Source organism: Bradyrhizobium symbiodeficiens, from assembly GCF_002266465.3.
Classification (GTDB): Bacteria; Pseudomonadota; Alphaproteobacteria; order Rhizobiales; family Xanthobacteraceae; genus Bradyrhizobium; species Bradyrhizobium symbiodeficiens.
The window spans coordinates 679,884-705,767 of record NZ_CP029427.2; the positions used below are offsets into that span (position 1 = coordinate 679,884).

The window sequence follows — 25,884 nt, forward strand, 5'->3', positions numbered from 1 at the left end:
ATTGTGGCCTTATCGCCCCTTGAAGTTCGCGGTGCGCCGTTCTTCCGTCGCCTTCACGCCTTCCTTGAAATCTTCCGTCGCGCGCAGCCGGGTCTGCTCGCCCAGCTCGTGGTTGGTCGCGGCCATGACGCGGTCGGCCAATCCCGCGCGCATCGTGGCGCGGGTCGAGAGCAGGCCGAGCGGCGAGCATTCGGCGATCTCGCCGGCGAGCTTCATCGCGGCGGCCTTGACCTGGTCCTGCGGCACCAGCTCGTTGGCGAGACCCCATTTGTACGCCTCTTCGCCGGTGACGCGGCGGCTGGTGTAGAACATCAGCTCGGCGTTGTTCTTGCCGATCAGCTCCGGCAGCGTCGTCGTCAGGCCGAAGCCGGGATGGAAGCCGAGCTTGGTGAAGTTGGCGGAGAAGCGCGCTTCGGGACAGGTGACCCGGAAGTCTGCCGACACCGCAAGGCCGAGCCCACCGCCGATGGCTGCGCCCTGCACGGCGGCGACGATCGGCTTCTTGGCGCGGAAGATGCGCACGGCCTGGATGTAGAGATGGTTGATCGGGCCGAGATTGTCGGCGGGGTCACCCTTCTTCTCGGCCTCACGCGCTTCCTGCGCCTGCCGCGCCGGGTCGCCAAAGTTTGCGCCGGCGCAGAAAGCCTTGCCTTGCGCCGACAGGACCGAGGCGCGGATCTCGATGTCGCGGTCGAACTCGTCGAGCGCATCCGCGATCTGGTTGATCAGCGAAATGTCGAAGAAGTTCAGCGGCGGGCGGCGGATCTCGATGGTGCCGACATGTCCGACCCTCTCGACGCCGATGTCTTTATAGGTGCTCATGGTGATCCTCGATTAAATTAGCGCAGGCCAGGCCGCGCGACTAGCGCAAACCAAGTCCGCGGGCGATGATGCCGCGCAGCACCTCGGTGGTGCCGCCCTGGATGGTGAGTTTCGGTGCGGTCTTGATGGCGAAGTCGAGCTGCCGCTCCAGCGTCTCGCGGTTGGTCGCGGTCTCCTCGACGAAGGCGGCGAGATCCCGCACGCGATGCGGCAGCTGCTGTTCCCAGACCGTGCCGATGTCCTTGACGATCGACGCTTCCACCACCGGCTCCTTGCCGGCCTGCAGCATGCCGGCAACAGAGACCGACATGCGCCGCATGGTATGGAGCTGCGCCACGAGACGGCCGATGCCTTCGGCGCTGCGCGTGTCCGGATTGGGGCCGACCGCGCGGACCAGCTCGGTCAGCACGTAATAAGTCTCGAGGAAGCGCTCGGGGCCCGAACGCTCATAGGCGAGCTCGCTGGTTGCCTGCTTCCAGGCGCCATCGACTTCGCCGAGCACGTGATCGTCGGGGACGAAGAAGTCGGTGAAGACGACTTCGTTGAACTCGTACTGGCCGGTGATCTGGCCGATCGGGTTCACCTGGATACCCGGCTGCTTCATCTTGACCAGGAACTGCGTCAGGCCGTGACGACGATTTTCCTTGGTCGGCTGTGACGTGCGGAAGATCGCGATCATGTAGTCGGCGATATGCGCCGACGAGGTCCAGATCTTGGTGCCGTTGATCAGATAGCCGCCGTCGGTCTTGGTCGCACGCGTCTTCGCCGCGAACAGGTCGGAGCCGGAATTCGGCTCGCTCATGCCGATAGCGAAGCAGATCTCGCCGCGGCAAATGCGCGGCAGGATGTCCATCTTGATATGTTCAGGCGCGTATTTGATCAGCACCGGCCCGCTCTGGCGGTCGGCGACGAAGAAGCGCCGCGTCGGCGCGTTGGCGACGCGCATCTCCTCGGTCACCACGTAGCGTTCGAGGAAGGAGCGCTCCTGGCCACCATATTTCTTCGGCCAGGTCATCCCCAGCCAGCCCTTGGCGCCGACGCGGCGGGAAAATTCCGGTGCGTCGGTGTCTTCGCGGTTGGGCTTGTGCGGGTCGAAAGTGCCGGCGGCGATCTCTTCGGCCAGGAACGCGCGCACTTCCTTGCGCAATTGCTCGCACTTCTCGGGCAGGCGGATCGGGTCGAAACGGAGGGCAGCGGTCATGTGTTTCTCTCCCTGATCAGCGCGAAGCCACGAGCGGCCACAATTCGTCGGCGCCACGGTTTGCGACCAGCTTGCCGAGCTCGACGGCCCAGTGGCTTTCCGAACCGAAATCGTCGCGCCAGGCCAGCGCTCGCAACGAATAGCGGTGAAGGATGTGCTCGAGGGTGAAGCCGATCGCGCCGTGCACCTGATGGGCGATGGCGCCGCCTTTTTCCGCCGCTTCCGCGCAACGAATTTTTGCCGAGGCCGCTTCGAGATAGACCTCGTCGTTGAACGATGTTGCATTGGCGATAGCGTCGGCGGCTGAGGTCGCGGCCGCAAGGGCCGCGGCGGATTCGCCGGCGAGCCGCGCCAGATTGTGCTGCACCGCCTGAAACTTGGAGATCTTCTTCTCGAAGGCGACGCGCTCGTTGGAATAGCGCACGGAGATGTCGAGCATGGACTCCAGCGCGCCCGCGATCTGCAGGCTGCGCGCAACGCCGCCCATCAGCATCATCGTGGTCTGGTCAAACGCCTTCGGCGCGGATTTGCGAGTGACGGGCTGGACCTTGTCGAGCGTCACTGTGTCGCTGTGGTCGTAGCCGACATTGAGCCCGGACTCGATCCGGACCTTGCCGGCATCGACCAGGGCGATCGAGACGCCCTCCTTGCCGTGCGCCAGCACCGCAAAATGCTTCGCCGCCTTGGCATAGGGTACGCCGCGGGCGCGGCCGGAGAGCGAACCGTCGGCATCGAGGGTGATGCGGTCCTTCGGCGACGCCGGCAGCACCGTCATTTCGCCCTCGGGCGATGCGATCTTCGCCTGCGCCAGCAGCCAGCCGGCCAGCATGGTCTCGGCGAGCGGAACCGCGACCGCGAAACGGCCGGCGGCGTTCAGCAGGGCAAAGCCGTCGGCAAGGCTCGCGCCGGAGCCGCCGAGATCATCGGGTACCCAGGACAATGGCAGGCCGGCTTCGCTCAGCGCCCGCCACAGCGGCGCCTGCCAGGCATTCTTCTTGTCGTTGTTGATGGTTTGCGGATCGGCGAGATCGGCGAAGATCTTCTCCGCGGTCTCGACGACGATATTGTCACTCTCCGCCACAGCGTTCCCCGTGTTTTGCCGTTGGCGCGTCCCGCTTGGTGAGCGAACCGCGCAGGTCTTCTTGCGCCCGATGATCCGAAAAAGCCATGGCCCTGACAAGCGTTGATCGCAGGTCAACCTGCGGCTCCGGCATGGGCTGGGATCAATAGGAGGCTAATTCCGCTTAGCGGAGTTTGCTCGATTTGCAGGGCGCGGCAAACTCGCTAAACAAGGCCAGCAACCTAAGGCTTGCATCAGAACCAGGGGAAGGAAATCCGGATGGCCAAAGATAGTCTGTGCGCAATCGTGACGGGGTCTGCATCCGGCCTTGGCGCGGCAACCGCGGAAATTCTCGCGCGCAGCGGGGCGCGGCTCGTCATCAACTATTCGTCGAGCCAGAAGGAGGCTGAGGCGACCGCGGAGGTTTGCCGCAAGGCGGGCTCTCCGGAAGTTCTGGTCGCGCAGGGCGACGTTTCGAAGGATGACGATTGCCGCAAGATCGTTGCGGCAGCCAGCGGCTGGGGCCGGCTTGACATCCTCGTCAACAATGCCGGCACCACCAAGCATGTTGCTCACGCCGACCTCGACGGGTTGTCGGCGGAAGACTTCCAGCGCCTATATGGAGTCAACACCATCGGCCCGTTCCAGATGGTGCGCGCCGCGCGCAGCCTGCTCGAGGCCGGTGCGAAGGCTGCGGGGCGCCCCTCCGCGGTGGTCAACGTGTCCTCGGTCGCCGGCATCAGCGGTGTCGGTTCGTCGATCGCCTACGCCGCGAGCAAGGGCGCGCTCAACACCATGACGCTGTCGCTGTCGCGTGCGCTGGCGCCGCTGATCCGCGTCAACACGGTATGCCCCGGCTATATCGACACGCCCTGGTTCACCAAGGGTCGCGGCGAGGCCGGCGCCAAGCAGGTGCGCGACAGCGTGGTGGCGAAGGTGCCGCTCAAGGTCGCCTCGACCGCCGAGGACATCGCGCAGCTGGTCTGCTTCCTGGCGATGCCGGCCTCCAGCAACATGACCGGCGAAGTCGTGCGCATGGATGCGGGGATGCATTTGATTACGTGAGGGGGCTCGACAAGCTCTCTCCGCGTCATGGCCGGGCATAGCCGTCCGAAGGACGGCGTCGCTTCCGCTCCGCCTATGCCCCGGCCATCCACACGTCACCGCGCAGTTCGAAAGACGTGGATGCCCGGGTCAAGCCCGGGCATGACGATGAGAAGGCGGTGTGCCGCTCTCGTTGATTTGACGCGCTAACCCTTGATCACGCCCCTCGCCACCAGCCTGTTCCAGATGAACAGCACCACCACCGCGCCAATGGTGGCCATGATGAATCCCGCCCCCTGGTCGGGGCTGTAATGGCCGATCGCCTGGCCGATGAAGGTCGCCAGAAACGCGCCGGCGATGCCGAGGATGGTGGTGAGGATGAAGCCGCTCGGGCTGTTCGGTCCCGGCGCCAGCCAGCGCGCGATAAGGCCGGCGACGAAGCCGACCACGATGATCCACAACAGGCCGCCCATGCTCATGAGAGTGCTCCCCTTCCCGAGAACGCGTAGATCAAGGTTCGATTAAATTCTGCCCGATAGCTCGTTCTCGGTCGGCAGCCGCCCGTCCGGCGTCAGGTGATCAACCACCTGCGGCAGATATTGGCTGAGGCCGGACAGCAGTTCGTCGCGCGACAGGCCGCTCTGGGCGGACAGGCTCTCGATCTGGTCGGCGCCGAGCGCCTTGGCGAGATCGTCGGGCGCGATCGCCTTGTTCTCGCCCTTGCCGACCCAGGAATTCGCCGCTTCGCCGTGGCCACCCTGTTGGAGCTGGTTGAGCAGATCGCCGAGGCCCCCGCTAAGCACGGAGCCGGCCGCGCCGCCTGCGAGCAAGCCGCCGAGGCCGCCCTTGAGCAGGTCGCTAAGACCGCCACTCCCGCCTGTATTCACAGGCGTTGGAGGCGGCAGCGGAGCGCGCTGCTGCGGGGCAGGTGCCGCGTTAGGCTGGCCGGCCGTCAAATGCTTGAAGGCCTTCCACCCGAGCAGGGCAATGAGCGCCATGGTCATCGGCGACATGCCACCGGAGGATTTCTCGGAGCTCGGCGCGCTCGGGCCGCGCGGGCCGTTCTGCATGCCGTTGAGGACGTCGAGTAGACCCATGGTGCTCTCCTTTGGCGTCTCGTTCGGCGAGCGCTCGCCGCTGACTTGCCCCAAGGCCGAAAACATATGGGGCTCTCATGACCGTTACAAGTCGGATGCGACGCGATTGGTTGCCGGCCTTGCCTCTGCTATCGAAGGCGGATCGTTCAGGGAGCAAGGCGAGGTGATGACGGATCGACCGATCGTGGTGGCCGGCGCGGGCGCCATCGGCTGTTTCGTCGGAGGCCAACTGGCCGCCTCGGGCCGCCGTGTCGCGCTGCTGGTGCGGCCGCGGGTGAAGACCGAGATCGAGCGGTTCGGCCTGCGGCTCACCGGCTTCGACGGTTCCGAGAAGAAGCTGGGTGCGGGCCAGCTCGCGCTGTCGGAGGATCCCGCGATCTTCCACAGCGCCGGCATCGTGCTGGTCACGGTGAAGAGCGCCGACACCGCCGATGTCGCGGATCAGATCGCGCAGCACGCGCCTGAGGATGCCGTCATCGTCTCGCTCCAGAACGGCATCGGCAATGTCGCGGTGCTGCGCGAGCGCCTCGGCAGCCGCCGCGTGCTCGCCGGCATGGTGCCGTTCAACGTGATCGCGATGGGCGAGGGCCGTTTCCACCGCTCGACCTCCGGCGACATCCATGTCGGAGAGGATGCGGGGAACACGGCCGCGGCGCTCTCGGCGGCCGGTCTCACGGTGCGCGCGAGCAGTGACATCACCGGCGTGCAATGGGGCAAGCTGATCATCAATCTCAACAACGCGCTCAGCGCATTGTCCGACTTGCCGCTTGCCGCGCAACTGGCAAACCGCGACTGGCGCAGGCTGTTCGCCGATCAGATGGCCGAGGGGCTGGCCGCGCTGAAGGCCGCCGGCATCGCGCCGGTCTCGGCGACGCCGATTCCGATGAACTGGACGCCGACGCTGCTGCGGCTGCCCGACGTGATCTTCAACGCGATCCTGGGGCGGACCATGAAGATCGATCCCGAGGCGCGCTCCTCGATGGGGCAGGATTTGAAACAGGGCCGCAGGACCGAGATCGACTATCTGCAGGGAGCGGTCATCGCGCTCGCCGAAAAAAACCATGTCGACGTGCCGCTGATGCGCCGCATTGTTGCGCTGATCAGGGAAGCTGAAGCCGCCGGCAACGGTCCGCCGCGGCTGACGCCGCAGCAGATCCGCGGCATGGCCTAGGGACGATGGAGCATGCCATGAGGTATTGTCTAGGGATTGGGCTCGCGCTCGCCGCGCTCTGCGGCGTCTCGACGCTGGCCTATGCGAGGCCGCCGACGGTGATGAACTCGCCCGGGTACGATAGGCGATTGCAGGAGAGCCGGTCGCAGTTGGGGAGTTCGCCGACTGTCGCCGAGCCAGTGACGGCGCCGGTGGTCAAGCCGAAGCGCAGCAAGAAGAAGCAAGGCAATTGAGTTAGCGAAAGCGTGCCCACCATCTTTCTCTGTCTTGCCAGCGTCGTGGGCACGGTGCGCGAAGCGCGCGCCTTTGCTCACCCTACAAGCGAGTGCTAGAAATTCAGCCCTTCTTCGCCGGCTTGCTCGGGGGCGGATTGAACAGCTTCTTCAGATCGTTCAGGCTTTCCGACAGGCGCGGCCATTCGCAGGAGAACGAGCTCTTGGCGCAGGGCGCGCCTTTTCGTTGGCCGACGGTCTGCTGGACTTTCGGCCGCTCGACCGGGACAGGCACGCGCGCGACCTCGGTTCGTAGCGCGACCTGCTGGAGCTGCCGCGCCTGCAGTTCCTGCTGCTCGCGCTGCTGACGGGCGGCAGCCTCGGCCGCTTCGTTGTTGCGGCGCTCTTTGGCGAGATAGGCGGTATAGGCTGTGTCGATCTTTTTCTGCTCCTCCGGCGTCGGATTGGGGCCGGCGATGTCGAAGGTGCGATCCTGCAGGAAATCGTAGTAGGAGTAGCCGCCCCCCGGCTTGCGGCGACCGGCGAACTTGGCGTTGCAATCGGCGAGCGCGGATGTCTTCTCGGCCTTGGTCGCGGCCTTCTCGGCGGCGTCGGCGCATTCCTCGAAGTCGACCGGCGCGCGTTTCCACCATTGCGCCTGGGCATGCGGCATCGCCAGCAGGAGTAATCCTGCTGCGGTGACGGGAAGCAGCGCCGCACGAGGCCATGCAATTACGGGAGACATTCTACGAGAGCATTCCTTGCAAAACTCAACCCAAACTGAGTCGAGTCGGATTTTTGCCCCTTTATCGCCGGCTTGTCACCCATGGAACTTGGGAATTTCATGGCTGCAATGCTGACATTTTGCGCTTGACGTGGCGCAGGAGTCACAGCGTCGCTCCGGCTGGATGCTACACTTCGCCTTGCGAGCGCCTCACTCCCGAGGCGACGCCAAGAAGACGAAATGGAAACGCCTGATGTTGCTGCCCCTGTCCGACGTGCCGCGCTGGTACGCTGAACGCAAACCGCAAGGCACGATCGCAATCCGCCATGGGCAGGACACGCTGACATGGGACCAGCTCGAGCGCGGTGCCAACCGGCGGGCGCGGGCGTTCGCGGCCAAGGGCGTCAGGCCCGGCGATTTCGTTGCGATCGGACTGCCCAACGGCAATGCGTTCTTCGAGACATCCTTTGCAGTGTGGAAGTGTGGGGCGACGCCGACCTCGCTGTCATGGCGGCTGCCGCGCGGCGAGGCCGCTGCCGTGCTCGACATTCTCAAGCCCGCGCTGGTGGTCGGCGGCGAGGCCGATTGGAACGCGCCGAATCGTCTGCCGGCGGATTTCGTACCGGAAGGATTTTCGGATGAGGCGCTCGCTCCGCCGGTGGCGCGCTACTGGAAGGCCATGACCTCCGGCGGCTCGACCGGCCGGCCGAAAGTGATCCTCGATCATCAGCCGGCCGTGACCGACACGGTCGCCGCGCCGCCGCTGAATATTCCCTTCGGGGTTTCGCTGCTCAACCCGGGGCCGCTCTATCACAATGCGCCGTTCATCGTGTCGCATTACGCGCTGTTCACCGGCGGCAAGCTCACCGGTCTTACCAAGTTCGATGCCGAGGAGACGTTGCGGCAGATCGAACGCGAGCACGTGCAATGGATCAATTTCGTGCCGACCATGATGCACCGGATCTGGGCGCTGCCGGAGCAGGTGCGCAACGCCTATGATCTGTCGAGCCTGCAGACCGTGTTTCACATGGCGGCGCCCATGCCGCCCTGGCTGAAGGAGAACTGGATCGCCTGGCTCGGCCCGGAGCGGATCTGGGAGCTCTATGGCGGCACCGAGCGGCAGGGCGCCTGCATCATCTCGGGCACGGACTGGCTGACGCACAAGGGCTCGGTCGGCAAGATCGGCGACATGGCGAAGCTGCGCATCATCGGCGAGGATGGCAGCGACGTCGCGCCCGGCGAGACCGGCGAGATCTATTTCCTCAACAATGACGGCAGGGACGCCACCTATCACTATCTCGGCGCCGAGCCGAAGCGGCGCAGCGACGGCTGGGAATCGCTCGGCGATATCGGCCAGCTGGATGCCGAAGGCTATCTCTATCTCGGCGATCGCCTCGCCGACATGGTGCTGCGCGGCGGCGCCAACATCTATCCGGCCGAGGTCGAGGCTGCGGTCTCCGAGTGCCCGGGCGTGCGCTCCTGCGTGGTGGTGGGATTGCCCGATCCGGAGCTCGGCCAGCGCGTGCACGCCATCATCGAGCCGGAGCCGGACAGCGATGGCCAGGCGATCGCCGACGGCATGGCGGAGTTCCTGAAGGACAGGCTCAGCCGCTACAAGCACCCTGAAAGCTTCGAGTTCGTCGGCGCGCCGCCGCGCGATGATTCCGGAAAAGTCCGCCGCACCCTGTTGCGCGACGAGCGCGCAGCGTGGATGAAGGAGGGGCGCGCCTTCCGGATATGGCCGGCGAAGGCACGGGCGCACGCTGAATAAGAGAAACACGGAAGGGTTCTGGGACATGACGATCACCATTGCAGCGAACAGCGTGCCGAAGCCGCCGGCCGGGATCATCGAGGGCTTTCGCGGTGCGCCAACCTCGGTCATTTCAGACAATCTCGCCCGCCTCCCCGGCGCGGTCGGGCTGAAGCCTTATCACCGCGGGGCCAAGCTGGTGGGCACGGCCTTCACGGTGCGCACCCGCCCAGGCGACAATCTCGCCATCCACCGGGCGCTCGAACTGGTCGGCCCCGGCGACGTCATCGTAGTCGACGGCGGCGGCGACGAAACGCGCGCGCTGGTCGGCGAGATCATGAAGAACATCGCGCAATGGCGCAAAGCCGAAGGCTACGTCATCGACGGCGCGATCCGCGATGTCGCGGCGTTCGCGGCCGACGATTTTCCCTGCTACGCCCGTGCCGTGATCCACCGCGGTCCCTACAAGAACGGTCCCGGCGAGATCAACGTGCCCGTCACGATCGGCGGCAGCGTGATCTCGCCCGGCGACATCGTCGTCGGCGACGAGGATGGCGTGGTGTCGTTTCCCGCCGCGGGCGCGGCGGCGCTGCTGGAGGCAGTCCGCGCCCAGGTCGCGCGCGAGGAGGAGACGCTGAAGGCGATCCGCGAGGGCCGCTATCAGGGCTCGTATGGAAAATCCTGATCAGGCGAGAACGAAGGGGAGGTTGGCGTGAGTCAGAAGGAAGAATTCCACAATATCGACGATCCCAGCGACGGGCTGTTCCGCGAGCTCACGGCGGGGGTGACCACGCGCATCTTCTCCGGCGAGCAGGCGATGCTGTCGGTGGTGACGCTGGCCCCGCATGCGCAAGGCACGCTGCACCATCATCCCGAGGAGCAATGGGGCGTGCTGCTCGATGGCTCCGCGATCCGCGTCCAGGGCGACGAGGAGATTGCGGTGAAGAAGGGCGATTTCTGGCGCACCCCGGGCAATGTGCCGCACACCATGCGCGCCGGACCCGAAGGTGCCCGGGTGCTGGACATCTTCAGTCCGCCTCGGCCAGAATACAAGAAAGCAGGATCGGGCTTCGGCACGACCTAGCAAGCGCCAAAGGGCACAAAGCCGAGCGCAAGATAAAACGGGAGGGGACCATGACGATCACACGACGCACGCTGCTGGCCGCACCGGCCATTCTCGCATTGACGCCGGCAAGCGCGCAGGCCGGAAAGATCACGCTGGTGGTGCCGTTTCCGCCGGGCGGCTCGACCGACGCGATGGCGCGGCTGTTGCAGGCCAGCCTGCAAACCAAGCTCGGCCGCATCGTCGTGGTCGAGAACAAGTCGGGCGCGGCCGGCGCGCTCGGCGCGGCGCAGGTCGCCAAGAGCCCGGCGGACGGCACCTCGTTCCTGGTCACCTTCGATTCCCACGCGGTGATCCCGTCGATCCTCGACAAGCCGCCGGTCGACGTCGAGCGCGAGCTGATGCCGGTGCTCCTGATCGGCACCGCGCCCTACGTGATCGCCGCCGGCGCCGGCCGTCCCTACAAGAGCTTCGCCGACGTGGTCGCGGCCTGCAAGGCGACGCCGGGCGCGGTGAAATACGCCTCGGTCGGCATCGGCACGCTCGGCCATCTCGCCATGACCGTGCTCGGCAGCAAGGCCGGCGTCGAGATCATGCACGTGCCCTATCGCGGCGGCGGGCCGGCGATGAACGACGTGCTCGGCGGCCATGTCGATCTCATCGCGGGATCGGCGGCGCTGGTCGCCGCCCAGCTCGGCACTAACATGCTGCATCCGATCCTGCAGCTCGGCCGCGAGCGGCTGCCGGCCCTGCCTGGCACGCAGACCGCGATCGAGGCGGGCTTTCCGGATTTCGAGACGCTGGCCTGGTGGGGCATCTTCGCGCCCGCAGGCACGCCGCCCGATGTCGTCGCAGCCTTCGCGGCGGCCTCCAAGGAAATCCTGAGCGAGCCCGCGACCGCCGCCCAGCTCAAGGACACTCAGCACATGACGCTGCTGCTCCAGGACGGCGCAGCCTTCAAGACCTTCTTCGACAAGCAGGTCGCCACTTGGGGCAAGGTGGTGAAGGACAATAATATCAGGGCGTAGACCCGCCCGCCGACGGCTGCATTGATCGCGGCGAGGGCTTCCGGTTTGGCCCTCGCTTTGATATGTACACCTCAGGCAACCCGCGACGAGCGGGTTCCGCGGTCCCGTAGCTCAGCCGGATAGAGCGGCGGTTTCCTAAACCGTAGGTCGCATGTTCGAGTCATGCCGGGATCGCCAGCCTGCTCTTCTCTTGCGAGAGATAAGTCCGAGATCCGCGCAAGGCGCTTACGGTATTCGGCAGGCGTCACGAAATCGTGGCGTCCTGGAGCCCAATTTCGTAGTCCTTACGGATGCGGCCTCGAAAGATCGATCTCAACCTGCTTGTGACGCTGGAGGCGCTCGTCGCCGAGAAGAGCGTGTCCAGGACGGCGCAGAGACTGGGCCTGACCCAGTCGGCTGTCAGCCATTCGCTGCGGCGGCTGCGCGCTGCGTTCAGCGACCAACTCTTCGTCCGCTCCCCGACTGGAGTGGAGCCGACGCGACGGGCGCTCGAGATTGCGAGCGCGACGCGGCTCGCACTGGAACAACTGGAGCAGACCATCGATGGTTCTGCGGCCTTTGATCCCGCGACCGCGGAGCGGACGTTTTCCCTTCGTCTGTCCGAATATGTCTCGAGCCATCTGCTTCGGCGCCTGTGTCCGATCCTACGGCAGGAGGCGCCCGGGGTCCGCATTCTTGCAACCCATTTCACCGGCGATCCCCGTGAGGACGAAATCGTCGGCGACGAAATCCATGTGCGTCTTGCCGCTTCTGGCGGGGTGATCGGTCGCCGCGAACGGCTGCGTGTCGTCGACGAGAAGTTCGTCGTCCTGATGCGAAAGTCGCACCCCGCGCGCCGCAAGCCGATGACTCTCGCGTCCTATGCGGCGCTTTCCCATGTGAAGGTGGTGGGAACGATCGGCTCCAACATCATCGACGATGCGCTACGCATTCGCGGACTTCGCCGGGATGTCGTCTTCAGCGTTCCGAGTTGGCGCGACGCGATCCATATCGTTGCCAACAGCGATCTGCTCGCTGCGATCCCCGCACGGTGGACCAGGGATCAGGAGCAGCCGGCGGAACAGGTCACGACGCGGCCCTTCCCCCTCGATGACGTGACCTTCGCGATCGATCTGGAATGGCATCCGCGATTCAGCGGCGACGCCGGCCATAACTGGTTTCGCAGGCTCGTTGCCGGGCAGTTCTAGCTCGCGAATGAATGTAGCTCATGTTCGATATGAACATTATGAATTATATTTCTTAGTCCGTCCTGTGACATTGTCGGTCAACGTTCCCCACAACAAAGCAATGGAACGGGAGGGATACGATGATTTCCAAGCGGCGCTACTGCGTTTACGTCGGCCTGTTCGTGCTGATGTTCATCAATTATCTGGACCGGGTGAACCTGTCGGTCGCGGCCAAGCCTCTGTCGGAGAGTTATGGCTTATCGCCCATCGATATGGGTTACATCTTTTCTGCCTTTCTCTGGACTTACCTGATCTGCCTGATCCCCATGGGTCTGGTCGCCGACCGGTTCGGCGGTCGCGCCGTCACCTATGCGACGCTCGGCATCTGGTCGCTGGCCGGAATCTGGACCGGACTCGCCACGACCTATTCATCGCTCTTCGCGTCGCGCCTGGTGCTCGGCGTGGGCGAGTCCGCGAGCTATCCCGCCGGCGGCAAGATCATCCGCGAATGGGCGCCCGAGAGTGAGCGCGGCGTTGCCGCTGCGTTTCTCAATTCCGGCGCGCATGCGGGACTTTGCTTCGGCTCCGTGGTGGTCGGCTCATTGATCGTCGAGTTCGGCTGGCGTGAATCCTTCTATCTCACCGGCGCTGCCGGTGTCGCTCTCGCGCTGCTCTGGTACCTGCTGTACCGGCAGCCGGAAAAGGCGGCGTGGCTGAGCGCCGACGAGCGCGACTTCATCGTTGCCAATCGTGGCGCGATCGCTCCGGGCGGTGCAGCGAGGCTGAACCAACTGGGCGCCTTGAAGGGCCTGCTCGGCAGTTCGTCGATGTGGGCGCTCGCCCTGACGCAGGGCTGCGCCGGCTACACGCTCTATCTGTTCATGACCTGGCTGCCGAGCTATCTGGCCGCGTCACGCGGCATGGACATCCTGAAATCCAGCCTGTTCTCCGCGATCCCGTACGGCGTCGCCGCGTTGCTCGGTCTTGGCCTGGGTTGGTTCAGCGACAAGCTGCTGAAGCGCTCGGGCGCCAGCAACAGCGACCGGCGGAAGCTGATCGCGGCGATGCTGCTGCTGTCTTCCGTGATCCTGGCGGCTCCATTCGTCGAATCGATCTGGCTGATCGAGACGTTGATCAGCGTGTCGCTGGCGTGCGTTGCGACCGCCATGGCAATGAACATCGCCCTGACCGCCGATCTCATGACCGATGGCCGCTACAACGGCGTCGCCACCAGCCTGCTGATCATGGGCGGAAACCTGTTCGGCACCGCCGCGCCGATCGTGACCGGCTATGTCGTCGCCGCGACCGGCGGCTTCTCCGGCGCATTTCTGATCGCGGGCGTCCTGCTGCTTGGCGGCGCGGTCGTGATCACCTTCGGGGCGCACAAGCCGATCACCCTGGCGGACGATGCCCAGGTTCCTGTGAAGCGGGCCAGCGCAACATCGATTGCTTGAGAGGTTATGCCGATGAAGAAGATCACTTTCACCGCGGTCTCGCGCAACTACTTCAACCTGCCGCTCTGGATCGCCAAGCATAGCGGCATGTTCGCCGACGAGGGTCTCGACGTCGCCATCGAGCTATACGAGGGCGTCGATGAGGTCACCAATCGCATCCGCGATGGCCGGGCCCAGCTCGGCTACGGCATCACCGAGCATGTCGTCCTCGACAGCGAGAGCGGCGGCTTTCTCGAGATCATCGGCGGCAACGTCAATCGGCTTCCTTTCTCGTTCGTGGCCGGAAAGAACGTCAGGGGGTTCGAGGGCCTGCGCGGCGGGACGATCGGCGTGTCCTCGATCGAGGCAGGCAGCTCGTCGCTGGTGATGAAGCTGATGTCGGCGAGGGGGCTCGAATACCCGCGCGACTACAAGATGCAGGCCGTGGGTCCCATCCTGGCGCGGTGGCAGATGCTGCAGTCCGGCGAGATCGATGCGGGCCTGCAAGGCGCTCCGCTGAACTATATGGCGGTCGATCAGGGCTTTCCGAGCCTTTGCGAGCCGCGCCAGGAAGTGCCGTATTTCCAGTTTACTTCTCTGAACGTCGATGGCCGCTGGGCCAAGGCCAACCCGGACATCATGGCGCCCTTCATGCGCGCCTTCGTCAGAGCGCACCGATGGTTTTTCGACAATCGGGAGGGGACAACCGCGATCGCGATGCAGGAAACCGGTGTCGCCCAGCGCTACGCCGAGCGCGCTTGGGATGAATACGTCAAGGACGAGATATTCCCTCGCGACGGTGACGCGAACAACGACGCGGTTCAGGCTTTGATCGAAATCAGCTCGCTGATCCGCGCCGTTCCGAACCGGGTCAAGTCGTCGGCGGCCGACTACATCAACCGGAGCTATCTCCACGCGGCACAGCACGAGGTCGCGGCGGCGTGACGATCATGAAGCTGCCGGACATCGATTACGGTAGCCGGCTTCGCGTCGGCTTGCTCGTTCCCTCCGGAAATTCGGTCGCCGAGCCGGAGATCCGGGCCATGCTCCCGGCCGAAGTCTCGTCGCTCGTGACGAGATTGCCGCTGCGCGGCAGTTCCAAAGCGGAGCTGATGCAGATGCTGGAACAGCTCGAGCCGGCCTCCAGGCTGCTCGCGGATGCTGGCGTCGATGTCATCGTCTTTCACTGTACGGCCGTGTCGACCTTTGCGCCGGACCTCGCCGAGGGTATTCGCGATCGGATCCTGTCCGCGACGAATACCCGATGCTTCACTACAGCCGACGCAATCGTCGAGGCCTTGAAGCGGCTCGACGCCAAGCGCGTGACGCTCCTCACGCCCTACATCGAGGAAGTTCACGACCGCGAAATTGCGTTTCTCAAGCAGAATGGCTTTGCCGTCGATGGCAGTGCGCATCTCGGAATCAATACGAATGGCGATATGGCAAAGCTGTCGCCGGACGAGATTCTCGAATGGGCGAAGGACAAGGTCGGCCCGCGTGCGGATGCCTGCCTCATCAGCTGCACGGCGATCAAATCTGCTTCCATGATCGCTCACCTCGAGCAGCACGTCGGCGTCCCCGTGTTGACCAGCAACCAGTGTATGGTGTGGCATTTGCTGGCATCGAACGGGATCGACGAGTTGCCGGAGAGTTACGGCAGTCTCTTTTTGACGGGCGCTGGCGTGAGGCAGCCGGTACTGCAGGCCTGACCTGGCCGCCGGCTCCTGTTGCCGGACAGCGCAGCGAGATTTTTGCGCACAAGACTGCCGTTTGCCGGGTGTGACGGCGTGAAAATTGCTAGAAGGGGGTCCTTCCTTCGGCCGATTGAGGGGCGGCTGCCTCATCGCGACATTCGGAGACCAGAATGCCTTTCGACCTGATCCTGCGCGGCGGACGCGTCGTCGACCCATCCCAGAAGCTCGATGCCATAACCGACGTCGCCTTCGCCGGTGGCAAGGTTGCCGCGGTCGGGACCGGGCTCAAGGCTGATCCGGGGACCGAGGTGCGCGACGTCTCGCAGTTCATCGTGACGCCCGGGCTGATCGATCTCCACACCCATGTCTATTGGGGCGGCACTTCGCTCGGGATCGACGCCGAGGAATTCTGCCGGCTCTCCGGCGTCACCACGGCGGTCGACACCGGCAGCGCGGGCCCCGGCAATTTCGCCGGCTTTCGCAAGCATGTGATCGAGCCGAGCCAGGTTCGCATCCTCGCCTATCTGCACGTCTCGCATGCCGGCATCTTCGGTTTCTCGCACCGGATCATGGTCGGCGAAAGCGAGGAGTTGCGGCTGATGAATCCGATCGAGGCCGCGAAGGTGGCGGACGCCAATCGCGATCTCATCGTCGGCATCAAGGTGCGCGTCGGCCTGCACTCGTCGGGGACCTCAGGGGCCGTCCCGCTCGACATCGCGCTCGAGGTCGCCAACGAGGTCGGCATGCCCTTGATGGCGCATATCGACCATCCGCCGCCGAGCTATGAGGAGGTGCTGGCCCGTCTGCGTCCCGGCGACGTGCTCACCCATGCGTTCCGTCCCTTTCCCAACACGCCGGCGACTGCGCAAGGCACGGTAAAGAAGGCGGTGCTGGACGCGCGCGAACGCGGCGTGCTGTTCGACATCGGCCACGGCAAGGGCTCGTTCGCCTTCAAGACCGCGCGCGCCATGCTCGCCAACGGCTTCTATCCGGACACGATTTCCTCGGACATCCACCAGCTCTGCATCGACGGCCCGGCCTTCGACCAGGTCACGACCATGTCGAAATTCCTCTGCATGGGCATGGAGCTGTCCGACGTGATTGCGGCCTCGACGGTGAACGCGGCGATGGCGCTACGCCGCCCCGAGCTCGGCAGCCTCAAGCCCGGCAGCGTCGGCGACGCCACGCTTGTTACGGTGAAGCAAGGCCAGTTCGATTATGAGGACGTCGTCGGCGAGCATTTGATCGGCGACCGCAAGTTCGTGTCCGAAGGCGTCGTCATCGGCGGCCGGTGGTGGCATCCGAAGTGAGCGTATGTCAGTCGCGTCCCGCTTCCATGATGGCCTTGGCCAACCGCGCCGGGTCGGAGAAGCATAGTTCGTGGCTTCCGGGCACCTGGACCAGCCGAAAGAGGCCGAGCTTTTCCGACAGCCGCGGATGCCAGGGATAGCCGTGCGGCATCGCGGTGTCTTCGGTGCAGTTGATGTAGGATTTTGCCAGCGGCATCTCGGCCGGATTGGTCTTGAGCGTGATGTCGGTAAAGGTCGCCAGCGGATGCGGATTGAGGACGTTATAGGCGCGCTGCGCCGTTTCCAGATCTGCATCGTTGATGAAAGCTTCCCGCCAGACCGGGAACGGCAGCACCACTGAGCCGTCGCCGCGTTCGGCCGCGATGGTGTCGAACAGTCCGATATAGTGCGGCGGCACCATGTCGTTGAGGCATTCGCCATTGTTGGGCACGAAGGCATTCCAGTAGACCAGGCGGCGGATACGCTCCGGCGCGAGGTCGGCAACGCCCGTAATGATCATGCCGCCATAGGAATGGCCGAGCAGGATGACGTCCTTCAGATTATTTTCGGCAAGATAGTCGGCGATCGACTGAATCGCTTCCTTCAGTCCCGTCGTCTTGGCATCGCCCGGGCGGTTGCCCTTGATCGTAGGCGTGTAGACTTGGTGCCCGGCGGCACGGATCGGTGCCGCGACAGGCTCGAACTCGGCACCGGTGTGCCATGCCCCGTGAACGAGAACGTAGGTCGACATGTTGTGGCCCCTCCTGAGGGTGTGGTTAGATCGACAGACGTAGGCCCCCTTGCGGCTCGCGCGAGGCACGCAGCGGACAATTCTTGTTGTGCGAAGTGTGAACCGGCTGGTTATTTGCCGCTTGGCTGGAAGTGAACCGGATTGGTCTCGGAGTGAACCGATGCAGGAGATCGAGCGCGCCGTTCCGTCACGCCAATCGGCCTGGGACACCGCGGATATCAGGCCAAGCGAGCAATTTGCCTACTACCGCGAGGCAGTCTGCCAGGCCTTTATGAAATTGACCCCGGAGCCGATGGCGGCCGCGGGCTTCCGCGCCAGTGTCGAGAATGTCAGGCTCGGCGATGCCGCGATCAATCGCGTCAGCTTTCCCGAGCACGTGGTGCGTCGTTCCGCGGCCGACATCGCGGCGTCCGACCGCAGTTGCTTCTATCTCAATCTGAAGCTGGCCGGCCGCTGCCGCATTCGGCAGGACGGCCGCGAGATCAGTCTGTCGTCAGGACAGGTCGGAATTTTCGACAGCGATCGGCAGTTCGCTCTTCTGCACGACCGTGGTCCGCAATTGCGGGTCGTCTCGTTCTGGGTGCCGGCGGAGGTTCTGCGCGAACGCTTGCCGGCGTCGTTCGACGTCGCCGCGTCCCGAGTCTCCGACGACCCCTTTGTCGGCCATCTCATCGTGGAGACGGCGCGCACGCTCAGCGACGGCGCGCTGCGCATGACCGAGCAGGAGGGCGTGCGGTTGTTCCGGGCGCTGATCGAACTGGTCGCCGTGAGCCTGTCGCGGCGGAGTCGGGCAGGCGCTGCGGCGTCCGAGAGTCTTGCCGACGCAACCACCCTGGCGCTGAAGCGCGCCATTCACCGGCGGCTCCGCGAGCCCGGCCTTGCGGTCGCCGATGTCGCCGAGGCCGTCGGCATCAGCGAGCGGTACGTGCACAAGCTGCTGGCACGATCGGGCTCCAGCTTCACCGATTATGTCATCGACCATCGGCTCGACGGAGCGGCCAGGGATCTCGGGGATCCCGAGATGGCGGCCCGTGCGATCGGCGCCATCGCCTTCGATTGGGGCTTCTCGGACCTCTCGCACTTCACCCGGCGCTTCAAGCAGCGTTTCGGCTGCCGGCCGCGCGACTGGCGTGCGCGTTGATCTACAGCGACCTCGCGATCAGCAGCTTCATGATCTCGTTGGTGCCGCCGTAGATCTTCTGGATGCGGGAATCGATGAAGATGCGCGAGATCGGGTATTCCTGCATGTAGCCGTAGCCGCCGAACAGCTGGAGGCATTCGTCTGCGGTCTGGACCTGCTTCTCCGAGCACCAGTATTTCGCCATCGACGCGGTGACGGTGTCGAGGTCGCCTGCGACCAGGCGCTCGATGCACCAGTCGACGAAGACGCGCGCGATCATCGCTTCGGTCTTGCGTTCGGCGAGCTTGAAGGCGGTGTTCTGGAAATCCATCAGCGGCTTGCCGAAGGCTTTCCGCTCCTTGGTGTAGTCGGTGGTGAGTTTTATCGCGCGCTCCATCGCGGCGACGGCGCCAACCGCGAGCGCAAGGCGCTCCTGCGGCAATTGCTGCATCAGCTGGACGAAGCCCTGGCCTTCCTCCTTGCCGAGCAGGTTCTCGGGCGGAACCGTGACGTTGTCGAAGAACAGCTCCGACGTGTCGGAGGCATGCAGTCCGATCTTGTCGAGGTTGCGCCCGCGCTTGTAGCCATCGGCGCCCGCGGTCTCGACCACGATCAGCGAAATGCCCTTGGCGCCGACGTCGCCGGTGCGCGCGACCACGATGACGAGATCGGCGGCCTGGCCGTTGGTGATGAAGGTCTTCTGGCCATTGATGACGTAGGAATTGCCCTGCTTTTTAGCTGTGGTCTTGACCGCCTGCAGGTCCGAGCCGGTGCCGGGCTCGGTCATGGCGATGGCGCCGACCATCTCGCCTGAGGCCATCTTCGGCAACCAGCGCTTCTTTTGCTCCTCCGAGCCGTAATTGAGGATGTAATGGGCGACGATGGCGCTGTGCACGGAGACGCCGGTGGTCAGCTCCGGCACCGTGCTTTCGAGGTCGTCCAGCACCGCGGCGTCATAGGCGAAGCTGGCACCCAGGCCGCCATACTCTTCCGGCACGCTCGCCAGCAGCGCGCCCATCTCGCCGAGGCCGCGCCAGGCGAAGCGGTCGACCATTTTCTGCTCGCGCCATTTCTCGGCGTGCGGCGCCAAATCCTTGGCGAGGTATTTCCGGAACTGGTCGCGGAACGTGTCCAGCTCTTCGGTCATCCACGATGATCGGTAATGCATCGGCGCCTCGCTTTCAGACAATCAGGCCGCCACCGGCGACGACCACCTGGCCGCTGATATAGTTGGATTCCGGGCTACAGAACAGATAGACGGCGTCGGCCGCCTCTTCCGGCGTCCCGCCGCGGCCGAGCGGAATCATCCGCGACATCGCTTCCAGCATGTGCGGCTGGACGCCGACCTTGATGTCGCGGCCGGCGACGTCGATGGTCTTCTGCTGCGCCTCGATCGGCTCGGTCAGGCGGGTGTTGATCAGGCCGAAGGCGACGCAATTGACGTTGACCTTGTAGCGGCCCCACTCCTTGCACATGGTTCGGGTCAATCCGATCAGGGAGGCCTTGGCCGAGGAATAGCTCGCCTGTCCGGCATTGCCGTAGAGGCCGGCGATCGAGGAGATGTTCACGACCTTGCGGAACACCTCGCGGCCCTCCTCGGCTTCCTTCCTGGCGAAGACGCGGATCGGCTCGGCCGCCGCGCGCAGGAGCCGGAACGGCGCGACGAGATGGACGTCGAGCATGGCCTGGAACTGCTCGTCCGTCATCTTCTGGATGGTGGAGTCCCAAGTGTAGCCGGCATTGTTGACGATGATGTCGAGCCCACCGAACTTGTCCAGCGCGGCGCCGACAAAGCGGTCGGCGAAGCCCGTTTCCGCGACGCTGCCGTTGACGGCGACGGCATCGCCGCCGAGCGCCTTGATCTCCCCGACCACGGCGTCGCCGGGCCCGGCATCGAGGTCGTTGACGACGATCCTGGCGCCTTCGCGCGCAAGCTTGAGTGCGATCGACCGCCCGATGCCGCGGCCCGAGCCGGTGACGAGTGCGACCTTTCCCTGCAGCCTTGCCATTTGGATGTGTTCTCCTGCTGTTACAGCGCGATGACGGCGCTGCCGTCGAGCTTGACCTCGCCGCAATCGTCCCTGGTGGTGAGCGCGAGCCTTGCGCGCCGCTCGCCGTCTTCGGCGAAGAGCTCGGTCACGGTGCCCTCGCATGTCAGTCTGGCGCCGAGTTGGGTGATAGCGACGAAGCGCGTCGCAAAGGCGCGGAGCTTCGATGGCGGCACCGCATCGGTGAGCGCTTGGCCAAGGCAGGCCATCACCAGCATGCCGTGGGCGAACACGTCCGGAAATCCCGCCGCCTTGGCGAAGTCGATATCGACATGGATCGGGTTGTGATCGCCAGATGCGCCGCAATACAGCGCGAGCGTGTGGCGGGTGATCGGCGGAAAGACCTTGTGGACGATGCGGTCGCCCGTCTTGATGTCCCCGGGTGCCATCACGACGCCACCTCGTTGCGGACGACGATGGTGCGCGCGGTATCGGCGACATGCACGCCGTGCTGGTTGGTCACCTCGCACCGGATGCCGATCAGCGTCATCGCGCCGCCTTTCTTGTCCGTAACGCTGGTCACGCTCGGACGAAACGTCAGGGTGTCGCCGACCAGAACCGGCGCGTGATAGACGAAGCTCTGCTCGCCGTGCAGCACACGGGCGAGATCGATGTCGAGCGCGGTGAACATTTCAAAGGGATCGTCGAGGTCCATCATCTCCAGGCAGAACAGATAGGTCGGCGGCACCGGCGTGCCGGCGAATCCGGATGCGCGCGCGGCATCTGCGTGGCGATAGACCGGGTTCTGTTCACCCAGCGTGTTGAGGAAGTAGCGAAGACGGCCCGGCTCCACACGCGCGGTGACGGGCGTGAAGCAGCGTCCTACGGCGGACTGATCGACCATGGCGGGATATCAGTGCCGCTTGTAGAGGGTGACGACGCAGGCGCCGCCGAGGCCCAGATTGTGCTGGAGCGCGACCTTCGCGCCCTCGACCTGCGTGGGGCCTGCCGTGCCGCGCAACTGCCGCGTCAGCTCATAGCACTGCGCAAGCCCGGTGGCGCCGAGCGGATGCCCCTTCGAGAGCAATCCGCCGGACGGATTGGTCACGATCCGGCCGCCATAGGTGTTGTCGCCATCATTGATGAACTTGCCGGCTTCGCCCTCGCCGCAGAGGCCGAGCGCCTCGTAGGTGATCAGCTCGTTGTGGGCGAAGCAGTCGTGCAGCTCGACCACGTCGAGATCGCCGGGCCCGACGCCGGCGCTTTCATAGACCCGGCTGGCCGCCTCCTTTGCCATGTCGTAGCCGACTAGTTGCATCATGTCGCCGGCCTTGAAGGTCGACGGCGTGTCGGTGGTCATGGCCTGCGCCGCGATCCGCACCTCTTTGCCGATGCCATGCCGGTCCGCAAACCGTTCGGACACCAGCACCGCGGCGGCGCCGCCGCAGGTCGGCGGGCACGCCATCAGGCGCGTCATCACGCCGGGCCAGATCACCTTGTCGTTCATGACGTCGTCCGCCGTGACCTCCTTGCGGAAGAGTGCGAGCGGATTGTTCTTGGCGTGGCGGCTCGCCTTGGCACGCACCTTGGCGAAGGCGTCCAATGGTGTGCCGTACTTCTTCATGTGGCTGAGCCCGGCGCCGCCGAAATAGCGCAGCGCCAGCGGAATGCCGGGTGCGTCGATCAGCTCGTCCGCGGCCGCGTCGAATTCCTCGAACGCGCTCGGCCGGTCGGTGTAGACGCTGCCGAGCGCGCCGGGCTTCATCTGCTCGAAGCCGACCGCCAGCACGCAATCCAGCGCGCCGCTTGCGATCATCTGCCGGGCCATGAACAGCGCGGTCGAGCCGGTCGAGCAATTGTTGTTGACGTTGACGATGGGGATGCCGGTCATCCCGACATGGTAGAGCGCGCGCTGCCCGCACGTGGAATCGCCGTAGACGTAGCCGACATAGGCCTGCTCGACCTTGTCGTAACCGAGGCCGGCGTCGGCGAGCGCGAGCCTGGTCGCCTCGGTCCCCATCGCGTGATAGGGCGCGCTGGCGCCCGGCTTGGCGAACGGGATCATGCCGACCCCTGCCACGATGACGTCAGACATCGTTCCTCCGATAATTTACCCGTTGGACTTCTTCTTACCTGCGGGTAATATACCGGCCGATATCCTCCGGAGTCAACGCAGTCGAGCATGGATTCAGCGCCGCCCACTCCGCCGTCATCCCCGCCATCCTCCCCCTGGCTGCCGTTCGAGAGCCGGCGCCGCGCCCGGGACGAGAAGCGCGAGGCGGTGCTGCGCGCCGCCGTGCAGCTGTTCCTGGAGCAGGGCTATCATCGCGTCACGTTGAACGAGGTCGCCGAGCGGCTGAACATCACCAAGCCCGCGCTGTACAATTACTTCCGGGGTAAGGACGAGATCCTGTTCGAATGCTGGTCGATGGGCGCCGAGCTCGTCGACAGCGTCATCACCGAGATCAATGCCGGCAGCGGCTCGGGCCTCGCCAGGCTGCGCAAGCTGGTGCACGCCTATGCCGCGCTGATGGCGACCGATTTCGGTGCCAGCCTGGTGCGCTTCGACCTGCGCGACCTGACCGAGCGGAACGCCGCTGTCGCCCGCGCCGCCAAGAAGCGGATCGACGCCACGTTCCGGGACTATATCGCCGCAGGCATGGCCGACGGGTCGATCAATCCTTGCGATCCCAAGCTTGCGGCGTTCGCGATCGCGGGCTCGCTCAACTGGATCGGCCACTGGTATCGCCGGGACGGCGGATTGTCGCCGACCGCGATCGCCGACGAGTTCACGGCTCGGCTGACCGAAGGCCTGGCGGCTGCCGGCCCGCAACACACGATAAAGAAGACGCCCGGGGCGCCGCAACGGCGCAACCCAGGAAACAAGACGACAGGGAAGAAGCGTACAGGAGGAGGAACGCGATGAACATCACGCACGGCCTGCGGCGCGCGCTGCAGATCAATCCGAACGGGCTCGCCACCGTCTACGGCCAGCGGCGTCGCAACTGGGGTGACGTCGGTGAACGCGTCGCCAGGCTGGCCGGCGGGCTGCGCACGCGCGGCATCAGGGACGGCGAGCGCATCGCCATGCTGTCCTTCAACTCCGACCGCTATCTCGAGCTCTATCTGGCGACTGGCTGGGCCGGCGGCGTGATCGTGCCGCTCAACATCCGCTGGAGCGCGCTGGAAAACGAAGATGCGCTGCGCGACTGCCGCGCTTCCGTTCTGGTGGTGGACAAGGCCTTCGCGCAAATCGGCGCGCAGCTCGCCGGCGCCATTCCGGGGCTGAAGCTGATCTATGCCGACGACGGCGAGGTGCCGGCGGGGATGGAGAGCTACGAGGACGTGGTCGCAGGCAGCGCGCCGGTTGCCGACGCCATGCGCAAGGGCGACGATCTCGCCGGCATCTTCTACACCGGCGGCACCACCGGGCGTTCCAAGGGCGTGATGCTCAGCCACCGGAATCTGATGGCCAACGCGCTCAATGCCCTCGGTGAGGGATTGTTTCCCGGGAGTGCGACCTATCTGCACGCGGCGCCGATGTTTCACCTCGCCAACGGGGCGGCGATGTATTCCCTGCTGCTCTCCGGCGGCTCCAACGTGATCGTTCAGGGCTTCACGCCCGAAGGCGTGATGGCTGCGATGCAGAACGAGCGCGTCACCGACGTGCTGCTGGTGCCGACGATGATCCAGATGCTGGTCGATCACCCCGCGATCGCAAACTACGACCTGTCGTCGCTGGAGCATATCATCTATGGGGCGTCGCCGATCAGCGAGGCCGTGCTCGACCGCGCCGCGCGCGCACTGCCGCATGTGCGCTTCACGCAGGCCTATGGCATGACCGAATTGTCGCCGATCGCGACGCTGCTGCACCCCGACGAGCACGTCGGCGAAGGGCGCAGGAAGGGCCGTCACCGCGGCGCAGGCCGTGCCACGCTGGGATGTGAGGTCCGGATCGTCGACGAGAACGATCAGCCGGCGCCGGCAGGAAGCGTCGGCGAGATCGTGGTGCGCGGCGACACCGTGATGATGGGCTATTGGGAACGGCCGGAAGAGACCGCGCGCGCCGTCGTCGATGGCTGGATGCACACCGGCGATGGCGGCTACATGGACGAGGACGGGTTCATCTACGTCGTCGACCGCGTCAAGGACATGATCATCTCGGGCGGCGAGAATGTCTACTCGGTCGAGGTCGAAAACGCGCTGGCACAGCATTCGTCCGTGCTGCAATGCGCCGTCATCGGGATTCCCAATGAACAATGGGGCGAGCAGGTCCATGCCGTGGTGGTGCGGCGCAGTGGCAGCGAGGTCTCGGCCGGCGAGCTGATCGAGTTCACGAAGACGTTGATCGCGGGCTACAAATGTCCGCGCAGCATCGATATCACCGAGACGCCGCTGCCGCTGTCCGGCGCCGGCAAGGTGCTGAAGCGCGAGCTGCGCAGGCCGTTCTGGGAGGGCCGGGACCGGCGGGTGAGCTGACTCTTCCGTCCGCGGTCCGGCGTGCAGGCCTCGGGGCAGGCGCCCGAAGTTTCGTGTTTCCAGATCGCGGTCGCGCAGCTACCAATGACGGGATTCATCGGGGACATCGGGTCTTGATCGAGACGCGTGAGCTGAAACTCGATATCGAAGCTGCAGACCCGGTCTCGGCACTGCTGCAGCTGCCGGCGAATGCGCGCGCTTGTTACGTTCTTGCGCATGGCGCCGGCGCCGATATGCGGCATGCGTTCATGGAGAAAGTCGCGGTGGGCCTTGCCGAGCGCGGCATCGCGACGCTCCGTTTCAATTTCCCCTATATGGAGAAGAAGCAGGGGCGCCCCGACCGGCCGGCCGTCGCGCACGCCGCCGTCCGCGCGGCGGTCGCGGAGGCGGCGCGGCTTTGTCCCGGGTTGAAGCTCGTCGCCGGCGGAAAATCGTTCGGCGGGCGCATGACCTCGCAGGCGCAATCGAAGGAGCCGCTGCCCGATGTGAGGGGGCTCGCCTTCCTGGGCTTTCCCCTGCATGCCGACAAGAAGCCGTCATCCGAGCGAGCCGAGCATCTCGCCAGCATCGCAATCCCTATGCTGTTCCTGCAAGGCACGCGCGACGGGCTTGCCGACCTCGGCTACCTCAAGCCGGTCGTCCAGAAGCTCGGCGCGAAGGCGACGCTGCACGAGATCGAAGGCGGCGATCACTCCTTCGCGGTGCTGAAAAAGTCCGGCCGCAGCAACGAAGAGGCGCTCACAGAGGTGCTCGACACGCTCGCGGCCTGGATCGACGATCTCGCCTGACGGC

Annotated in this window: 28 protein-coding genes and 1 tRNA gene; 17 read left to right on the forward strand and 12 right to left on the reverse strand. The window is 65.2% G+C overall.

What is annotated here, in order from left to right; translation table 11 throughout:
* Window positions 1-9: 9 nt before the first annotated feature.
* From CIT39_RS03125 to CIT39_RS03135, 3 genes are read right to left on the reverse strand one after another with little or no spacing between them, the layout of a single operon-like run.
* Window positions 10-822: an enoyl-CoA hydratase/isomerase family protein gene (locus CIT39_RS03125; RefSeq protein WP_094973437.1), complete on the reverse strand. Its 813-nt coding sequence runs from the start codon at window positions 820-822 to the stop codon at window positions 10-12.
* A gap of 40 nt (window positions 823-862) precedes the next feature.
* Window positions 863-2,023 carry an acyl-CoA dehydrogenase family protein gene (locus CIT39_RS03130; RefSeq protein ID WP_008133127.1) on the reverse strand — a complete coding sequence of 387 codons (1,161 nt, stop codon included), beginning with the start codon at window positions 2,021-2,023 and terminating at the stop codon, window positions 863-865.
* A 16-nt stretch (window positions 2,024-2,039) separates the two neighbouring features.
* On the reverse strand, window positions 2,040-3,104 hold the full coding sequence (locus CIT39_RS03135; protein WP_094973436.1) for an acyl-CoA dehydrogenase family protein: 1,065 nt from the start codon (window positions 3,102-3,104) through the stop codon (window positions 2,040-2,042).
* A gap of 258 nt (window positions 3,105-3,362) precedes the next feature.
* On the opposite strand from CIT39_RS03135, the gene CIT39_RS03140 reads away from it, so the two are divergent.
* Complete coding sequence (locus CIT39_RS03140) at window positions 3,363-4,148, forward strand: SDR family NAD(P)-dependent oxidoreductase (RefSeq protein ID WP_094973435.1); 786 nt, start codon at window positions 3,363-3,365, stop codon at window positions 4,146-4,148.
* 185 nt (window positions 4,149-4,333) lie between these two features.
* Here the strand turns inward: CIT39_RS03140 and CIT39_RS03145 are convergent, their stop codons facing one another.
* Window positions 4,334-4,606: a GlsB/YeaQ/YmgE family stress response membrane protein gene (locus CIT39_RS03145; protein WP_244607511.1), complete on the reverse strand. Its 273-nt coding sequence runs from the start codon at window positions 4,604-4,606 to the stop codon at window positions 4,334-4,336.
* Window positions 4,607-4,648: 42 nt separating this feature from the next.
* Window positions 4,649-5,224, reverse strand: a complete 576-nt coding sequence (locus tag CIT39_RS03150) for a YidB family protein (RefSeq protein WP_094973434.1) — start codon at window positions 5,222-5,224, stop codon at window positions 4,649-4,651.
* A 163-nt stretch (window positions 5,225-5,387) separates the two neighbouring features.
* Here CIT39_RS03150 and CIT39_RS03155 point away from each other — a divergent pair, with 163 nt between their 5' ends.
* Together CIT39_RS03155 and CIT39_RS03160 are read left to right on the forward strand one after the other, a co-directional pair.
* Entirely contained in the window at window positions 5,388-6,395 is a 1,008-nt protein-coding gene (locus tag CIT39_RS03155; protein WP_094973534.1) for a 2-dehydropantoate 2-reductase, read from the forward strand.
* Between the two features lie 17 nt (window positions 6,396-6,412).
* Entirely contained in the window at window positions 6,413-6,628 is a 216-nt protein-coding gene (locus CIT39_RS03160; protein ID WP_094973533.1) for a hypothetical protein, read from the forward strand.
* A 103-nt stretch (window positions 6,629-6,731) separates the two neighbouring features.
* Here CIT39_RS03160 and CIT39_RS03165 read toward each other — a convergent pair whose 3' ends face one another.
* Entirely contained in the window at window positions 6,732-7,352 is a 621-nt protein-coding gene (locus CIT39_RS03165) for a hypothetical protein (RefSeq protein ID WP_094973433.1), read from the reverse strand.
* Window positions 7,353-7,584: 232 nt separating this feature from the next.
* On the opposite strand from CIT39_RS03165, the gene CIT39_RS03170 reads away from it, so the two are divergent.
* The 10 genes from CIT39_RS03170 to CIT39_RS03215 all read left to right on the forward strand — a co-directional run bounded on the left by CIT39_RS03170 (window position 7,585) and on the right by CIT39_RS03215 (window position 16,775).
* The gene (locus CIT39_RS03170) at window positions 7,585-9,102 is read left to right on the forward strand and encodes an AMP-binding protein (RefSeq protein WP_094973432.1); all 1,518 of its coding nucleotides are present in this window, start codon (window positions 7,585-7,587) and stop codon (window positions 9,100-9,102) included.
* A 25-nt stretch (window positions 9,103-9,127) separates the two neighbouring features.
* Window positions 9,128-9,766: an RraA family protein gene (locus tag CIT39_RS03175; RefSeq protein WP_094973431.1), complete on the forward strand. Its 639-nt coding sequence runs from the start codon at window positions 9,128-9,130 to the stop codon at window positions 9,764-9,766.
* Between the two features lie 27 nt (window positions 9,767-9,793).
* Window positions 9,794-10,165, forward strand: coding sequence for a cupin domain-containing protein (locus CIT39_RS03180; protein ID WP_094973430.1), 372 nt, complete (start codon window positions 9,794-9,796; stop codon window positions 10,163-10,165).
* A gap of 50 nt (window positions 10,166-10,215) precedes the next feature.
* On the forward strand, window positions 10,216-11,172 hold the full coding sequence (locus CIT39_RS03185) for a tripartite tricarboxylate transporter substrate-binding protein (protein WP_094973429.1): 957 nt from the start codon (window positions 10,216-10,218) through the stop codon (window positions 11,170-11,172).
* 100 nt (window positions 11,173-11,272) lie between these two features.
* Window positions 11,273-11,349: transfer RNA gene (locus tag CIT39_RS03190), tRNA-Arg, on the forward strand.
* Between the two features lie 146 nt (window positions 11,350-11,495).
* Window positions 11,496-12,359 carry a LysR family transcriptional regulator gene (locus CIT39_RS03195; RefSeq protein ID WP_162308321.1) on the forward strand — a complete coding sequence of 288 codons (864 nt, stop codon included), beginning with the start codon at window positions 11,496-11,498 and terminating at the stop codon, window positions 12,357-12,359.
* Between the two features lie 119 nt (window positions 12,360-12,478).
* Window positions 12,479-13,792 carry an MFS transporter gene (locus tag CIT39_RS03200; protein WP_094973427.1) on the forward strand — a complete coding sequence of 438 codons (1,314 nt, stop codon included), beginning with the start codon at window positions 12,479-12,481 and terminating at the stop codon, window positions 13,790-13,792.
* 12 nt (window positions 13,793-13,804) lie between these two features.
* On the forward strand, window positions 13,805-14,716 hold the full coding sequence (locus CIT39_RS03205; protein ID WP_094973532.1) for an ABC transporter substrate-binding protein: 912 nt from the start codon (window positions 13,805-13,807) through the stop codon (window positions 14,714-14,716).
* Window positions 14,717-14,721: 5 nt separating this feature from the next.
* Window positions 14,722-15,480 carry a maleate cis-trans isomerase family protein gene (locus tag CIT39_RS03210; RefSeq protein ID WP_244607647.1) on the forward strand — a complete coding sequence of 253 codons (759 nt, stop codon included), beginning with the start codon at window positions 14,722-14,724 and terminating at the stop codon, window positions 15,478-15,480.
* Between the two features lie 155 nt (window positions 15,481-15,635).
* Window positions 15,636-16,775, forward strand: coding sequence for an amidohydrolase/deacetylase family metallohydrolase (locus CIT39_RS03215; protein ID WP_094973425.1), 1,140 nt, complete (start codon window positions 15,636-15,638; stop codon window positions 16,773-16,775).
* Between the two features lie 7 nt (window positions 16,776-16,782).
* Here the strand turns inward: CIT39_RS03215 and CIT39_RS03220 are convergent, their stop codons facing one another.
* Entirely contained in the window at window positions 16,783-17,505 is a 723-nt protein-coding gene (locus tag CIT39_RS03220; protein ID WP_094973424.1) for an alpha/beta hydrolase, read from the reverse strand.
* 160 nt (window positions 17,506-17,665) lie between these two features.
* On the opposite strand from CIT39_RS03220, the gene CIT39_RS03225 reads away from it, so the two are divergent.
* A complete protein-coding gene (locus CIT39_RS03225; RefSeq protein ID WP_094973423.1) occupies window positions 17,666-18,646 on the forward strand; it encodes a helix-turn-helix domain-containing protein in 981 nt (326 codons plus the stop codon).
* Between the two features lies 1 nt (window position 18,647).
* Here CIT39_RS03225 and CIT39_RS03230 read toward each other — a convergent pair whose 3' ends face one another.
* From CIT39_RS03230 to CIT39_RS03250, 5 genes are read right to left on the reverse strand one after another with little or no spacing between them, the layout of a single operon-like run.
* On the reverse strand, window positions 18,648-19,793 hold the full coding sequence (locus CIT39_RS03230) for an acyl-CoA dehydrogenase family protein (RefSeq protein ID WP_094973422.1): 1,146 nt from the start codon (window positions 19,791-19,793) through the stop codon (window positions 18,648-18,650).
* 13 nt (window positions 19,794-19,806) lie between these two features.
* On the reverse strand, window positions 19,807-20,634 hold the full coding sequence (locus CIT39_RS03235) for an SDR family NAD(P)-dependent oxidoreductase (RefSeq protein ID WP_094973421.1): 828 nt from the start codon (window positions 20,632-20,634) through the stop codon (window positions 19,807-19,809).
* A 20-nt stretch (window positions 20,635-20,654) separates the two neighbouring features.
* Window positions 20,655-21,062 (reverse strand): MaoC family dehydratase, encoded by a 408-nt coding sequence (locus CIT39_RS03240; RefSeq protein WP_094973420.1) that lies wholly within the window; start codon window positions 21,060-21,062, stop codon window positions 20,655-20,657.
* Window positions 21,062-21,517: a MaoC family dehydratase N-terminal domain-containing protein gene (locus tag CIT39_RS03245; protein WP_094973419.1), complete on the reverse strand. Its 456-nt coding sequence runs from the start codon at window positions 21,515-21,517 to the stop codon at window positions 21,062-21,064. Before CIT39_RS03245 ends, CIT39_RS03240 begins: the two co-directional genes overlap by 1 nt.
* A 9-nt stretch (window positions 21,518-21,526) precedes the next feature.
* The gene (locus CIT39_RS03250) at window positions 21,527-22,708 is read right to left on the reverse strand and encodes a lipid-transfer protein (RefSeq protein WP_094973418.1); all 1,182 of its coding nucleotides are present in this window, start codon (window positions 22,706-22,708) and stop codon (window positions 21,527-21,529) included.
* An 87-nt stretch (window positions 22,709-22,795) separates the two neighbouring features.
* Here CIT39_RS03250 and CIT39_RS03255 point away from each other — a divergent pair, with 87 nt between their 5' ends.
* The 3 genes from CIT39_RS03255 to CIT39_RS03265 all read left to right on the forward strand — a co-directional run bounded on the left by CIT39_RS03255 (window position 22,796) and on the right by CIT39_RS03265 (window position 25,880).
* On the forward strand, window positions 22,796-23,539 hold the full coding sequence (locus CIT39_RS03255; protein WP_094973417.1) for a TetR/AcrR family transcriptional regulator: 744 nt from the start codon (window positions 22,796-22,798) through the stop codon (window positions 23,537-23,539).
* Entirely contained in the window at window positions 23,536-25,092 is a 1,557-nt protein-coding gene (locus CIT39_RS03260) for an acyl-CoA synthetase (RefSeq protein WP_094973416.1), read from the forward strand. Before CIT39_RS03255 ends, CIT39_RS03260 begins: the two co-directional genes overlap by 4 nt.
* Before the next feature lie 113 nt (window positions 25,093-25,205).
* Window positions 25,206-25,880, forward strand: coding sequence for an alpha/beta hydrolase family protein (locus CIT39_RS03265; RefSeq protein WP_162308322.1), 675 nt, complete (start codon window positions 25,206-25,208; stop codon window positions 25,878-25,880).
* Window positions 25,881-25,884: the final 4 nt, after the last annotated feature.